This is a genomic window from Arthrobacter sp. zg-Y877, from assembly GCF_030373105.1.
GTDB lineage: Bacteria > Actinomycetota > Actinomycetes > Actinomycetales > Micrococcaceae > Arthrobacter_B.
Genome location: NZ_JAUCPU010000001.1, coordinates 598829 through 613132, shown reverse-complemented (window position 1 = coordinate 613132; position 14304 = coordinate 598829). Strand labels below are relative to the sequence as shown.

Genomic DNA, 14304 nt, shown 5'->3' with positions numbered 1-14304 from the left:
GGGTAGTGCTACAGCAGTTCCAACAGGATGGCGCTGGCGCCGAGCAGGGAAAGCAGCGCCAGCTGGGCGGCGCCGCCCAGGCGGGACAGCTGGCCAAACAGCCCACGGGGTACTCCGTGGATCATCCAGTGCCGATGGTTCAAGATTGGCATCCTCACCCGGGGATCCCCTTTCCCGCCGGGTTTAGTCAGAGGGGTCTAGCCGTACCCCGGCAGAGTTGGTTCAATGGCGTACATTTCCCAGTATCCCGCTCTGCGTACAGGTGAATTGACCGGAATTGCGGTGAATTTGGCCACCTAGTTTTTCCCCTTGGACGTTTGTTCCATCGCCTGCCGGGCAAGGTCCTGTAGAGCTTCGGGATTGCCGCGCCAAGGAGCGCCGTGCCCGGGCAGCACCCAGCTGGCTTCGACGCCCGCGAGCCGGCCGAGGGAATCGAGGGCTGCGTCCGGATCGTCGGTGAACGGTGCGGGCTGAATGCCCGACACCCCGGTCAGGACGTGGCGGGTTGTCAGTGCATCGCCGACGAAGACGGCATCCGCGGCCGGAACGTGGACGGCGATGCTGCCCGGCGAATGACCAGGCATGCCGATCACCCGTGGTGAGCCAGGCAGCGGAAGGACGTCTCCATCTGCCACCTCTGTGACCTCGGCGAGATATTTTGGGCGCCAGCCACGCTTACGCAGCCCGTATAGGGCGAACTGAGTCAGAGGGAAAACCCTCCACGGACCCATGGTGGTTTTAGGCTTATTGCCGCCACGTGCACGTTCAGCGTCCAGGGAGTGCAGAAAGACAGGTACGCCCATTTTCTGCCGCAGCTTCTCAGCAAAGCCGATATGGTCACTGTCGCCATGGGTCAGGATTACGCCGCGCACATCATCCAGGGAGCGGCCCATTGCCTGCAGCTCGGTGAGCAGATCCTCCCAATGCCCGGGCAGTCCGGTGTCGATGACAGTTACACCATCCTCCGTGTCGACCAGATAGGCAGCAACGATGTCATTGCCGATGCGGTGCAGATGAGGTCCGAGTCTCATGAGGGGGCTCCTTGATCAGTCGGGGTATCGGTATTCACGTCACGCTGCCCGTATCAAGTCGACGAGCCAGGCTTCGGCGGGTGAGTCTTGAACGGGCGGGTCTTCGACCAAGCCGGGCACCCGAACCGATGGCGGTTTTCCCGGCAGGGGAGGTGCGGTAACCGGTAGATATGTCCGGTGGGTGTGATCGTCTCCACCGTGCGATGTATACCGGTACCTGTTCCAGCCCCCAAACCTCCAGCTGCCTCATCCGCGGTTGGTCCTCGTGTCCGCGCGCTCCAGCTCGGCGCTTCCTTGGCGTGGTTGCACGCTTCACATAGACCCTGCCCGTTGGCGGCACTCGTTGGTCCGCCCCGGCGGTGGGGCTGGATGTGGTCCAGATGCCGGATCGGAGCTCCGCACCAGGGTGTTCTGCAGGTTTGGTCCCGGGTAGCTATAAAACGGGCCAAAGAGGTGGGAAATAACCGCGCATTGGAATCCATCGCCACCAGTTCGCCGGATTCCGGGGCGGTGTAGAGCCTTCGGATCCAGCGTTCCGCCTCTTTCCCGAATGGACCCCTGCGCGTTGTCAGATGGTTATCCCGGTCTCCATTCCGGGCTGGGTCCCGGTCCCGCCTCCGATTTCGGTCAAGGTCCCGGGTCCGCTCCCGAACCAGGTTCCGGGCCCACTGAGCTGGAACCGGTCCGTATCCGGGGATCAACGCTGGTTCGGAATCTCCGGCCAGTAAGGTCCGGTCGGTCATGACCAGCTGAATCTCGACTTTCATCCGTGCCGCGTCTGCCTGGCCCGTGACCCGTCGCACCAGGGTGTCCGCCATGATCTGACCGCGGCCCCGGGTATCGCCTGCGGCGCGCAGGCGGTCGGCTTCGCGGCAAAGAGCCGCGTAAACGCCCACGCCCTGGGCCACCGGCAGCAATCCGGTCAGGTAGGTCATGGTGTCCGGTGCCGGACGGCAGGAGACGAAGCGTTCGGAAACGGCCTTCGCTGCACGGTTCACCGCAGCCTGCGGATCCAACCGGTACGCAGCAGCCTTGGTGCGGGCAATGATCTGCCGGTCTCCGAGAGACTCCAGGACCAGGAGATCACCGGCCACTTCCTCGTCCACCCGCCTGCGGTCCTCGGCAGACAGGCATGCCGTTTCGCGGACCAGCAGCGTCGCACGCCACTCGTTGATTTTTCCAAGCGTCAGAGCCTGCAGTGTGTATGGCATCTCCGTGGTGAGCGCCTTGGCGAAACCGAGCAATCTTCCGCCCTTGTTGGGGGATTCCTTCCTGGCCAGAGCGACCTGCGCTGCGACCCCGCGGCCCAGATTTTCCAGCTTCACTCCGGCCTGCACCTGCAGGCGGCGCTGCGACGCATCGAATGCCGCAGCGATCCGCGCCTGCGCAGCTGCAGCGGCTGCCTTAAGCTCTTCCAGCGCACGCAGCTGGTCGATCAAATCCCCGTCTGAGGCGGTGCCTCGTTCGCGCCCGGAAGAGCTGCCGGACTGGGAAATGAGGCCGGTGACAGGGGTAACGGCGGGTGCGGCGGGGCCACCGCCTGCGGAAGTGGTGCCCGACGGCAAGTCCGCACCAGCGACAGCATCAGACGGGTCCGTGGGATCGAGGACAACCTCAGCCAGATACTCCACCCAGGCGCCGAACACCGTGGAGTGGGAACCCAAGGGTGCCCTCTCACGATGCGAAGCAGCCGGTGCGTATTCGAACATGTATTCGAGTCTAGTCAGCGAACCTGCTCTTCTAAAGGGAAAATTTACGCAACTGACTACCCGTTTTCCGCGTTGTGGAAGTCGGCCCGGGCTACCCCCGCAAGCCGAGCCGGCTGACCAGCCATGCGTAGATCAACCGTGCGGTATGCCTGCCGTGGCTGCGCAGATGCGGACTGGAGGGGACTTCCGGCTTGTTGCCCGAATCGATCATGTAGTTCAGCAGAGCCGCCAGCCAGGCGTCGATATGCCGCGCCGGAACGTCCCGCGTAAGGAGCGAGCGCTGAAGCTCCGCGTCGACGTCGAACCCGTCGGCACGCACGTAGGGGAGCACCCCGACCCAGTCCAGCCACGGCGCACCGGTACCGAGGAAATTCCAGTCACAGATCAGTGCCCGGCCGGAACTGATCAGGATGTTGTCCGGCCGGAGATCACCGTGAATGACGGAGTCGCCGGCCAGGGCTTCCGGACACAGCTCCAGCAGTTCCTGGAACATCCGGGCTTCAGAAGTCGTCAGGTCCGGGAGGAACCATGGAGCAGGGCCGCCACCGGCCACCGGGGCGAAGCATGTTGGTACTCCGGTCATATCGTCGGCCACCGGGGTGCCCGCAGCAGCACGGGGAAAGCCGGCCAGAAGCCGGGCGGCTGCGCTGCAGGCAGCTTCCACCGCAGCAAGGTCTGCCTGGGTCCAGGGGTGCCCCGGCATGTACCCGTCCACCGCTTCGTAGATCAGCAGCTGCCAGGCAATACCGTCGGCCACCAGGCTCTCGGTCGCCTGCAGTGCCGGCATGGGCATCCCCGCCGGCATCAGGGGAACCACCTGCGACTCGCGGAGATAGGACGGGTAGATCACCGTGTCCGACGCCGGTGCGGCCTTCGCGAACACGCGTGCCCCGGCGTCGGACACCAGAACCGCGGCAAAACCCGGCGTGAAACCGCCGCCCGCCGGCTCGACCGAGGTGATGCGGCCGCCCAGCCGCGTGCAAAAGGTCTCCTGAAGGACCGGCGGAAGGTCGCTCCAGCTGCGGCGCCTGGCGGTGCGGCGGTAATCCGGGATGATCTGCATTCGGAACAGCATAGGCCAGCACCCTGCCATGGAACCGGAACCGGAACCTGAACCGGAACTGGAACCGAGCCGGAAAGGGAAAGCGCTGCCAAAAATAGGTTGTGCACAATTGAATGTGGGCCTACGGTGGGGAAATGAACGAATCACTGCAGCGGCAGGTGTGCTTCTCGCTGTACTCCGCCTCCCGGGCGGCCACGGCCCTCTACCGTCCGATGCTCGACGAGCTGGGGCTGACCTACCCGCAGTACCTGGTGATGTCGCTGCTCTGGGAGGAAGACGCCCAAAGCGTCCGGGACCTGGGGGAGGCGCTGGACCTGGACTCCGGAACGCTTTCGCCGCTGCTCAAGCGGCTGGAAGCAGCGGAACTGGTGCAGCGCATCCGTGCGGCCGAGGACGAAAGGCGCGTCCGTATCCACCTCACCGATGCCGGACGTGCACTTGAACAGCACGCCCGGCAACTGCCGGACCGGCTCGCCGAGTCCGCCGGACTGGCACCGCAGGACCTGGAAAGCCTGCAGGAGACCCTTGCCAAGGTCACCGCCGCCCTGCGGCAGGCCGTGGCGAAATAGTGGCGGACTAACCGCAGCGATTCGTACCATCAACCCCAACAGTAAGGTTCACTCCATGAGCAGTTACCCCGCAACCGGCCGCGAAATCCAGCTTGCTTCCCGCCCTGAAGGGTGGCCCACGGAGCAGAACTTCCGCCTCGTGGAGGTCCCTGTCCCCGAGCTGCAGGAGGGCCAGGTCCTGGTCCGAAACCTGCACATGTCCGTGGACCCGTACATGCGCGGGCGGATGAATGATGCCAAGTCCTATGTACCGCCGTTCCAGCTCGACGCTCCGCTGGAGGGCGGCGCCGTCGGTGAAGTCGTGGAGTCGCGCTCACCGGACCACAAGCCGGGGGACAAGGTGCTGCACGGACTGGGCTGGCGCGACTACGCCGTCCTGGACGGCCGCCGCGCGCGGGTCATCGACACGGATGCCGCTCCGGCCAGCGCGTACCTGGGTGTGCTGGGCATGACCGGCGAGACTGCCTATGCCGGCCTGACCAAGGTGGCTGAGTTCAAGGAGGGCGACGTCGTCTTCGTCTCGGGAGCCGCGGGCGCCGTGGGCGCCGTGGTGGGCCAGATCGCCAAGGCCATGGGGGCCAAGAAGGTCATCGGCAGCGCCGGGTCCGCCGAAAAGGTCCAGCGGCTGCTCGATCTTGGCTTCGACGAGGCGTTCAACTACCACGACGGCCCCGTGAAGGATTCGCTGAAGAAGGCCGCCGGGGCCGACGGCATTGACGTCTACTTCGACAACGTCGGCGGCGAGCACCTTGAAGCGGCCCTTTCGGTCATGAACAAGTTCGGCCGGATCGCCATGTGCGGCGCCATCTCGCAGTACAACGATGCGCCCGTCGGCCCGCGCAACCTCGCCATTGCCATCGGCAAGGAGATCACACTTCGCGGGTTCCTGGTGGGCAGCTACAAGCAGTACGCCGACGAGTTTGCCGCTCTGATGACCGGCTGGCTGCAGGAAGGCCTGGTCCGCTACGACGAGACGTTCGTGGACGGACTCGAAAACTCCCCGCAGGCCTTCATCGACCTGATGAAGGGTGCCAACAAGGGCAAGATGATCGTGAACCTGGGCAAGTAGGGATCAACGGCAAGTAGCGATCAGCGGCAAGTAGGGATCAGCGACGGCGGCGGCCGGGGAACAGGCGGACAGCCTCCCCGGCCGCTTCCAAGAGCTGGCCGGCGGAGGCACCCCAGCTGTAGTCCGCCGCCCGGTCCACTCCAGCGTCGGACGCCTTCCTCCAGCGCCCCGGCTCCCTAAGCTGCTCCACGGCAGCTGCAAAGCCCGCCGGATCATCCGGATCCACCAGCAGCGCCGCACCGCCGGAAACCTCGCGGAAGATCGGTATGTCGCTGGCGACCACCGGTGTGCCCACCGCCATGGCCTCGATCACCGGCAGCCCGTAGCCCTCGGCCTTCGAGAGGGTCACCAGCGCCGTGGTGCGGCGCAGGAGCTGGTCGTACTCCTCATCGGTGACCCCGTTGTGGAACTGCACGCGCGCGCCGGCGGGAACCAGCGCTTCCAGCTCGCTGCGCCGCGCATCGGTAATCCGGCTGAGCAGGTGCAGGGTGAAGCCCGGCAGGTATTCCATGCCGCGGATGATCGTCTCCACGTTTTTGTACGGCATGAACGAGCCCATATACAGCAGCGACGGTTCCGCCCCCGCGTCCGGGTCCCGCGGCACGGCACCCGCCTGGGGTGCGTTGGCCACGATGCGGACCGGACGCTTCGTCAGCCGGTGGCGGGACATCAGGTCCCGGGTCGTTTCGCTGATGGTGGCGACGACGTCGGCCCTGCCCAGCAGCAGCCGCTGCGGCCAGTAGGCCAGGTGATAGAGCCGCCACAGCCCCCGCACCGGAAGGGGCAGGAACGACGGCGGCGTCGGGTTCTGGTAATAAATCAGGTCATGCAGGGTCAGGATTAACGGATACTTCCGGCCCCAGCTGCCCATGGTCTGCATGGGGCAGAAGACGGCATCCGCGCCCAGCCGGTTGATCCGGAAGGCCACGAACAGCTCCGCGGGGGAGAGCGGGCTGTTGATTTTTACCCACGGCAGGTCGGGGAGCAGGGCCAGCTGGCGTTCGTCCGAAATCAGCATCACGACGTCGGCGTGCGTGCTCACGGCTTCGATCAGGCTGGCCCCGTACCGGCTGATGCCGTCGTGGTGGTCGGTACGGGTAAACCGGGCGTCGACGGCCAGGCGCAGCCTCATGGATGCCTCCGGGACAGGAAATCATCGATCATTTCGGCTGCCTCAGCGGGCTTTTCGTAGTGCACCAGATGTCCGACGCCGGGCAGGACGTGCAGCTCCGAATCCGGGACCAGCTCCGCGAGCCGCCGCTGTCCCTTCACCGAGCCGATGTCGTCCAGCTCGGCGGCGATCAGCAGCACCGGCATGCTCAGCCGGGCGGCGACGTCACGCACGGTGTCGCTGATGGACGCCCGGAAAGCGTCCAGCACCACCCGCCGGCTGGCGAAGGCACTGAAGTACGCATCGTGCTGGGCATGGATCCAGCGCCGCAGGCCGGGATCCCGGGTCTTCGCCATCAGCATGCTCATGCCGCGGACAATCACCGGGCTGCGCAGCAGCCCCATGCCGGGTTTTTCCGGCAGCGCCGCAGCCAGCCGGTAGTAGAGCTCGGCGGCCTTGCTGGTGATGCCCTTGGGACCCTCCAGCGCAGGCTCGCAGATGGGGTTAACGAGGATCAGCTCACTGATGAGTTCCGGCGACTCCGCCGCAAGGTGCGCGGCGATGATCGAGCCGAAGGAGTGGCCGAGCAGGACGGTGTCCGGACCCAGGCCCAGGGCGGCCAGCGCGTCCCGGACAAAGGCGGTGTAGGCGGGGACGTCGTGCGGGCGGGGAAGGGCCGCACCGGCGCCGAAGCCGGGAAGGTCCGGCACCAGGACACGGTGGCGGGGGAGCGCCTCGACAATCCGCAGCAGTCCATGGTGGTCGCCGCGGAAGCCGTGGACCATGAAGATCGGCGGCAGGCCTGCGCCGTCGTCGTTCACAGGTGCGAAGTCCCGGCAGACCTGCTGCGTGCCGTCCACCCTAAAGGAGTGCACGGTGGGTGTCCGGGTGAAGGGGGCGGGGGCGCCCGACGGCGTTGGGGTGCGGCGGGCGGCGGTGCCGGACATTCAGTTCACCTCGTCCGGATGGGATCCGGACCGCTGGCCGCGGTCGAGTGCGTTCAATGCTGTCCGGTGCCCGTCGGTCAACCCGAAGGAGTACAGGTCCAGGTTTCCGGCGATCCGCTCCGGGGTGCTCGCCTTGGGAATCACGATGTTGCCCAGGTCCAGGTGCCAACGGAGAATCACCTGCGCCGGGGTGCGTCCCAGTTCGTCGGCAATCCGCACCACGACGGGATCCGCCAGAACCGCCCCGCGGCCCAGCGGACTCCACGCTGCCGTGCGGATACCGAGCTGCTGATGCAGCTGGCGCAGTTCCGCCTGGGCGAGCCAGGGATGCAGCTCAATCTGGTTTACCGCGGGGACAATTCTGGTCGCGTCCAGCAGCTGTTCCAGATGGGCGGGCTGGAAGTTCGAGACGCCGATGGCCCGGACCCGGCCCTCGGCGTAGAGCGCCTCCAGCGCACGGTAGGTATCGATGAACAGGCCGCGCTCCGGGCAGGGCCAGTGGATCAGGTAGAGATCCAAGTAGTCCAGCCCCAGCCGGGCGAGGGACGCGTCGAAGGCCCGCAGGGTCGAGTCGTAGCCCTGGTCCGTGTTCCAGACCTTGGACGTGACGAAGAGGTCGCTGCGCCCGGCACTGCCGCCGCTTATGAAGGAGTCCACGGCCTCGCCGACCCCGGCTTCGTTGCCGTACAGGGCTGCGGTGTCGATGTGGCGGTACCCCGCCCCGAGGGCGTCCAGGCACAGCCGTGCTGCGGCGTCGGGCGGGATTTTGTACGTACCGAAACCAACCTCGTCCATTAGGACGCCGTTATTGAGCGGGATTCGCGCTGCAGGCTGCATAGGACGACTTTACCGAGGTCCCGGCAGACGGCCGAATCCCGCCCTGACTACCTGTTTCACTCCCCGAGGGTTGGCGTGCGGCCAAACAGGTCAGCTAAGGTAATGGCGCTTCTTGCAAAAGATTGATTGCATAGAACCCAACAGTCCGCCCTCCCACCTGGGTCGCGGACAGATACGAATGATCGGAGGAGTCGATGGTGACTCTGGGAGAAGTTTTCGTCAGCGAGCTGGCCGGCACGGCCATCCTCATTATTCTCGGCTGCGGTGTCGTGGCGAACGTGGCCCTGGCTAAAACGAAGGGTGCCGGCGGCGGGTTCCTGATGGTCAACTGGGGGTGGGCCATCGGTGTGTTTGCCGGCGTGTACGCGGCCGCGCTTTCGGGTGCGCACATCAACCCCGCCGTGACCGTAGGCCTGTGGGCCAGCGGTGCGGACGAGTTCGCGGACGGCGTCGAGGTTTCCTTCGGGGCAGCCATGGTCTACTTCGCCGGTCAGATGGTCGGCGCCATTGTGGGTGCTGTCGTGGCCTGGCTCGCGTACAAGAAGCAGTTCGACGACGAGCCCGACGCCGCCAACATCCTGGGCGTGTTCTCCACGGGTCCTGCAATCCGTTCCTACGGGTGGAATGTGGTGACCGAGGTTATCGGCACCTTCGTCCTGGTTTTCATCATCGTTGCCTTCGCCGGGACCCCCTCCGGACTCGGCCCGCTGGCTGTTGCACTGCTTGTCCTCGGCATTGGCGCCTCGCTCGGCGGACCCACCGGCTACGCCATCAATCCCGCCCGTGACCTCGGACCGCGGATCGCGCACGCCCTGCTTCCCATTCCGGGCAAGGGCAGCAGCGACTGGGCCTATGCCTGGGTTCCGGTTGTCGGCCCGCTGATCGGCGGCGCCCTGGGCGGCCTTGTGGGCGCACAGCTTCCCCTCCCGCTTCCGGTATAGCGAAAACGGCAGGCCACGCCGGCCCGCCACCCCCAAAGACCCCCACCGCAAGGAGCAGAAACAATGCCTGACAATCCCAGGTACATCATCGCCATTGACCAGGGCACCACCAGCAGCCGTGCCATCGTCTTCGGCCACGAAGGAAACATCGTTTCCACCGGGCAGAAGGAACACGAGCAGATCTTCCCGCATGCCGGCTGGGTCGAGCACGATCCGATGGAAATCTGGACGAACGTCCGTGAGGTTGTGGGCAGCGCCCTGTCCAAGGCGAACCTGACCCGGCACGACATTGCCGCCGTCGGAATCACCAACCAGCGTGAAACGGCCGTGGTCTGGGACCGCAACACCGGTGAGCCGGTCTACAACGCCATTGTCTGGCAGGACACCCGCACGCAGCCGATCGTCAACGAGCTGGCCCAAAACGGCGGTCTCGACCGTTTCAAGGACACCGTTGGCCTGCCGCTGGCAACGTACTTCTCCGGCACGAAGATCAAGTGGATCCTGGACAACGTAGAGGGGGCACGTGAACGGGCAGAGGCGGGGGACCTCATGTTCGGCAACACGGATTCCTGGATTGTCTGGAACCTGACCGGCGGAACGGACGGCGGCGTGCACATCACCGATGTCACCAACGCCTCCCGCACCCTGTTTATGAACCTTGAGACCCTCACCTGGGATGAGGACATCCTCAAGGAATTCGGCATCCCGAAGTCCATGCTCCCGGAAATCAAGTCCTCGTCCGAGGTGTACGGCATGGTTGCCGGCTCGCAGCTGCTGCGCGAGACCCCGGTGGCCGGCATCCTCGGCGACCAGCAGGCCGCGACGTTCGGGCAGGCCGCCTTCGAAAAGGGTAACGCCAAGAACACCTACGGCACCGGCTGCTTCCTGATCTTCAACACCGGTGAGGAGATTGTCCGTTCCGAGAATGGACTCATCACCACCGTTGCCTACCAGCTGGGCGACGCCAAGCCGGTCTACGCCCTCGAGGGTTCCATCGCCGTCACCGGTTCCCTGGTCCAGTGGCTGCGCGACAACCTGGGCATCATCAACAGCGCCCCGGAGATCGAAGAGCTCGCCCGCAAGGTGGAGGACAACGGCGGCGTGTACATCGTCCCGGCGTTCTCCGGACTCTTCGCGCCGTACTGGCGCGCGGATGCGCGCGGTGCCATGGTGGGCCTGACGCGTTACGTGAACAAGAACCACATCGCCCGGGCCGCCCTGGAAGCCACCGCCTTCCAGACCCGCGAGGTGCTGGACGCCGTGAACGCCGACTCCGGTGTTCCGCTAAGTGAACTGCGCGTGGATGGCGGCATGGTTGCCAACGACGCCCTGATGCAGTTCCAGGCAGACATCCTCGGCGTGGACGTTGTCCGGCCCAAGGTCATCGAGACAACGGCGCTGGGTGCTGCCTATGCTGCCGGCTTGGCCGTCGGGTTCTGGAACGACACCGACGAGCTCGAGCAGAACTGGGCGGAAGGCAAGCGCTGGTCCCCGCAGATGGAGGATTCCGAGCGTGAGCGCCAGATGCGTCTCTGGAAGAAGGCCGTCACCAAGACCTTCGACTGGGTTGACGACGACGTTCAGTAATTCGAACGCAGCGTAGTAATGAAAGGCCCCGGCAGCGAGACTGCCGGGGCCTTTCGTGTCTCCCCGGCCGGATCTCTTCGCCCGACCCGGCCGGTTTGACGGGCGCCTCTACCCTTCGGTAGCGTTCGGGCAGCATCGACGGTGATGCAGGTCACAGAAACTGGTGGAAGTGTCTCCCGAAATTAACTCCGAACGGACGGATTTTCCTGTCGCCGTCATCGGCTCCGGTCCCAGCGGGCTTGCCGCCATGCGTGCCCTGTCCCGGCAGGGGCTGGATTTTGTCGGCTTCGAGCAGCACAGCGACGTCGGCGGACTCTGGAACATCGGGAATCCGGCCAGTACGGTCTACGAATCGGCGCACCTGATCTCGTCGAAATCCACCACGCAGTTTACTGAATTCCCCATGCCGGAGGACACTCCGGATTATCCCGGGCACCGGCACCTGCAGGCCTATTTCCGGTCCTACGCCGACCACTTCCACCTGCGTCCATCCATCCGCTTCGGCGTGCGCGTCACTGCAGCGGTGCCGTCACGCGACGGCGGATGGACGGTGTCCTGGGACGGTGCCGACGGACCAGGCAGCGGACGGTTCAGCGCCGTCATCGTCGCTTCGGGCACGCTGCACACCCCGGCACTCCCGGATCTGCCCGGGCAGTTCGACGGCGAGATCCGCCACACCGCTTCGTATAAGGACCCGCGTGAGCTCGCCGGCAAACGCGTGCTGATTGTCGGAGCCGGCAACAGCGGCTGCGACATAGCCGTGGATGCCGTGCACCACGCCGCCGCCGTCGACATCAGCGTCCGGCGGGGTTATTACTTCGTTCCGAAGTACGTGTTCGGCCGGCCGACGGACACCCTGAACCAGGGCAAGCCCATGCCGAGGCCCCTGAAGCAGTTCTTCGACAAGCGGCTGCTGCGCATGTTTACCGGCGACCCGCACCGGTTCGGATTCCCGAAACCCGACTACCGGATCTACGAGTCCCATCCGGTGGTGAACTCCCTCATCCTGCACCATCTGGGACACGGGGACCTTCAGGTCAGGGGTGACATCGCCCGGCTGGACGGGCACACGGTGTCCTTCCGGGACGGGACCGCGGGGGAGTACGACCTGATCCTGCTCGCTACGGGCTACGTCCTGGACTATCCCTTCCTGGACCGGGCGCTGCTCGGCTGGGACGGCCCGTCGCCGTCGTTGTACCTGAATATCTTCAGCCGGCAGGCGGAAAACCTGCTGGTCGTCGGGATGGTGGAAGCCTCGGGGCTGGGCTGGGAGGGCCGGTTCCGGCAGGCCGAGCTTGCAGCCGCCTACCTGGCAGCCCAAAAACACTCCCCGGCGGACGCGGAGGAGTTCCGGCAGTTGCTGGCCGGGAAGTCCCCGGATGTCACCGGCGGCTACCGCTACCTGGGCCTGGACCGGATGAGCTACTACGTCAACAAAGACGCCTACCGGGCGGAACTGGAGGCACACCTGGACCTGCTGTCCACGGGTGCCGCGAAGACACGGAAAAAGGTGGACCGCTGATGCCGATCGACGACGTCGTCCTGAGCTTTACGCCTGCCTCGCTGGTGATCCTGAATGCGGTGCTGGCGCTCATCATTCTCGGCATCGCGCTCGAGGTGCGGCCGGCGGACTTCCGTGCCGTGGCACGCAGCCCCAAAGCGGTGCTCCTGGGGATCTGCGCGCAATATCTGGTGCTGCCTGCCGTGACCGTGGCGCTGGCGCTCGTGCTGAAGGTGCCGGCGTCCATTGCACTGGGCATGATTCTCGTGGCCTGCTGCCCGCCCGGCGGAATCTCCAACGTGCTCACGCACCGCGCACACGGCAATGTGGCACTGTCGGCCTCCATGACAGCTGTCTCCAACCTGGTGGCCATCGCCGTGATGCCGCTGAACGTGGCGTTGTGGGCCCGGCTCAATCCGGCCACCGCCGGACTCATGCGGAACTTCTCCCTGGACCGCTGGGAAATGCTGGTCCAGGTCCTGCTCATCATCGGCCTGCCGTTTGCCGTGGGTATGCCGCTGGCCCGGCGCTTCCCGGCAGTGACGGAGGTTGTGCGCCCCTGGGTGCAGCGGATCGGACTGGTGGCGCTGCTGGTGTTCATCATCGCCGGCGCAGCCAGCAACCTTGGTCCACTCCGCGAGCACCTGGGCACCATTTTCCTGGTGGTCCTCATCCACGACGCGGTGGCACTGGCCGTGGGCTATTGGACGGCGGCTGCCGTCCGGCTGGACGAACCCAGCAGGCGCGCCTTCACGTTCGAGGTGGGCGCCCGCAACACCGGACTGGGCCTGGGGCTGACCCTGTCCTTCTTCGCCGGGCTCGGCGGCATGGCAATGGTCGCTGCGTGGTGGGGCATCTGGGACATCCTGGCCGGACTGCTGCTGGCGCAGTGGTGGCGGCGGCGGGATGCGCGCCGCAGTGCGGCCGCCGCAGCGGAGCAGACGGGGACAACCCGATGACCCGGGTCTGCGTCACCGGCGGCAACGGTTTCCTGGGCAGTGCGGTGGTCGCAGGGCTGGCACGCAACCCGGAGATCACGCATGTGCTCAGCCTCGACATCCGCGAACCCGCGGAACAGCTGGACGGCGTCGAATACGCCATCGCCGACGTGTGTTCCCCGGAGGTGGCACACCTGCTGCAGGCCCACCGGATCGACACCGTGGTTCATTTGGCTGCGATCGTGAATCCCGGGAAAAACACCACGCGGGAGCAGGAATTCTCCGTGGACGTGGAGGGCTCCCGCAACGTGCTTTCAGCCTGCCTTTCCTCGGGGGTCAAGCACGTGGTCATTTCCTCCTCCGGAGCCGCCTACGGCTACCACCGCGACAACCCCGCATGGCTCACGGAATCCGCTCCGATCCGCGGCAACGACGAATTTGCCTACTCCCGGCATAAGCGGCTGGTCGAGGAAGAGCTGGCCCGGCTCCGCACCGAAAACCCCGAACTGCAGCAGACCATCTTCCGGATCGGCACCATCCTCGGTGAGCGGGTGCGTAACCAGATCACCGCGCTTTTCGACGCGCCACGGCTCCTGCGGGTCGCCGGCAGCGAATCACCGTTCGTGTTCATCTGGGATGAAGACGTCGCCGGCATCATGGTGCAGGCCGTCCTGACGGGACGCAGCGGCATTTTCAACGTCGCCGGAGACGGTGCACTGACGGTCCGGGAGATCGCGGAATTGATGGGCAAGGGGACCGTGACGGTTCCCGCTCCGGTCCTGGCCGCCGGTCTCTGGCTGGCGCATAAACTGCGCCTGACCGTCCACGGGCCGGAACAGGTGCGGTTCCTGCGCTACCGTCCGGTGCTGGACAACACCGCACTGAAGCAGGAGTTCGGCTTCACTCCCAGCCGCACCAGCCGGGAAGCGTTCCTCGCCTTCCGGTCCGCGCGGGCCGCTGCCGGCTAAACCTCGTGCGGCTCACCCGGACGCACTGGCTCC

14 protein-coding genes are annotated in these 14304 nt (G+C 65.8%); 7 read left to right on the top strand and 7 right to left on the bottom strand.

Annotated elements, in window-relative coordinates; genetic code table 11:
- Positions 1-8 precede the first annotated feature (8 nt).
- The 4 genes from QNO03_RS02830 to QNO03_RS02815 form a co-directional block, all read right to left on the bottom strand.
- Positions 9-143 carry a hypothetical protein gene (locus QNO03_RS02830; RefSeq protein ID WP_289601767.1) on the bottom strand — a complete coding sequence of 45 codons (135 nt, stop codon included), beginning with the start codon at positions 141-143 and terminating at the stop codon, positions 9-11.
- A gap of 153 nt (positions 144-296) precedes the next feature.
- Positions 297-1031: an MBL fold metallo-hydrolase gene (locus QNO03_RS02825; RefSeq protein ID WP_289601766.1), complete on the bottom strand. Its 735-nt coding sequence runs from the start codon at positions 1029-1031 to the stop codon at positions 297-299.
- A 53-nt stretch (positions 1032-1084) separates the two neighbouring features.
- Complete coding sequence (locus QNO03_RS02820) at positions 1085-2740, bottom strand: HNH endonuclease (protein WP_289601764.1); 1656 nt, start codon at positions 2738-2740, stop codon at positions 1085-1087.
- Between the two features lie 91 nt (positions 2741-2831).
- Entirely contained in the window at positions 2832-3803 is a 972-nt protein-coding gene (locus QNO03_RS02815) for a phosphotransferase (RefSeq protein ID WP_289601762.1), read from the bottom strand.
- 134 nt (positions 3804-3937) lie between these two features.
- Here QNO03_RS02815 and QNO03_RS02810 point away from each other — a divergent pair, with 134 nt between their 5' ends.
- Together QNO03_RS02810 and QNO03_RS02805 are read left to right on the top strand one after the other, a co-directional pair.
- On the top strand, positions 3938-4372 hold the full coding sequence (locus tag QNO03_RS02810) for a MarR family winged helix-turn-helix transcriptional regulator (RefSeq protein WP_229948515.1): 435 nt from the start codon (positions 3938-3940) through the stop codon (positions 4370-4372).
- A gap of 55 nt (positions 4373-4427) precedes the next feature.
- Entirely contained in the window at positions 4428-5441 is a 1014-nt protein-coding gene (locus tag QNO03_RS02805; protein WP_289601761.1) for an NADP-dependent oxidoreductase, read from the top strand.
- Positions 5442-5478: 37 nt separating this feature from the next.
- Here the strand turns inward: QNO03_RS02805 and QNO03_RS02800 are convergent, their stop codons facing one another.
- Genes QNO03_RS02800 through QNO03_RS02790 form a run of 3 tightly spaced genes read right to left on the bottom strand, consistent with a single transcriptional unit; the run spans position 5479 to position 8336 of the window.
- On the bottom strand, positions 5479-6567 hold the full coding sequence (locus tag QNO03_RS02800; RefSeq protein ID WP_289602052.1) for a glycosyltransferase family 4 protein: 1089 nt from the start codon (positions 6565-6567) through the stop codon (positions 5479-5481).
- Between the two features lie 2 nt (positions 6568-6569).
- Positions 6570-7499 (bottom strand): alpha/beta fold hydrolase, encoded by a 930-nt coding sequence (locus QNO03_RS02795; RefSeq protein ID WP_289601759.1) that lies wholly within the window; start codon positions 7497-7499, stop codon positions 6570-6572.
- The gene (locus tag QNO03_RS02790) at positions 7500-8336 is read right to left on the bottom strand and encodes an aldo/keto reductase (RefSeq protein ID WP_289601757.1); all 837 of its coding nucleotides are present in this window, start codon (positions 8334-8336) and stop codon (positions 7500-7502) included. It lies immediately after the preceding gene.
- A gap of 197 nt (positions 8337-8533) precedes the next feature.
- Here QNO03_RS02790 and QNO03_RS02785 point away from each other — a divergent pair, with 197 nt between their 5' ends.
- From QNO03_RS02785 to QNO03_RS02765, 5 genes are all read left to right on the top strand, one after another.
- Positions 8534-9277 (top strand): MIP/aquaporin family protein, encoded by a 744-nt coding sequence (locus QNO03_RS02785; RefSeq protein WP_289601755.1) that lies wholly within the window; start codon positions 8534-8536, stop codon positions 9275-9277.
- Positions 9278-9340: 63 nt separating this feature from the next.
- Positions 9341-10864, top strand: coding sequence for a glycerol kinase GlpK (gene glpK, locus QNO03_RS02780; protein WP_289601754.1), 1524 nt, complete (start codon positions 9341-9343; stop codon positions 10862-10864).
- A 169-nt stretch (positions 10865-11033) separates the two neighbouring features.
- Positions 11034-12386 carry a flavin-containing monooxygenase gene (locus QNO03_RS02775; RefSeq protein ID WP_289601753.1) on the top strand — a complete coding sequence of 451 codons (1353 nt, stop codon included), beginning with the start codon at positions 11034-11036 and terminating at the stop codon, positions 12384-12386.
- Complete coding sequence (locus QNO03_RS02770; protein WP_289601752.1) at positions 12386-13324, top strand: bile acid:sodium symporter family protein; 939 nt, start codon at positions 12386-12388, stop codon at positions 13322-13324. The genes QNO03_RS02775 and QNO03_RS02770 overlap by 1 nt, the downstream gene beginning before the upstream one ends.
- Positions 13321-14271, top strand: coding sequence for an SDR family oxidoreductase (locus QNO03_RS02765; protein ID WP_289601751.1), 951 nt, complete (start codon positions 13321-13323; stop codon positions 14269-14271). The genes QNO03_RS02770 and QNO03_RS02765 overlap by 4 nt, the downstream gene beginning before the upstream one ends.
- Positions 14272-14304: the final 33 nt, after the last annotated feature.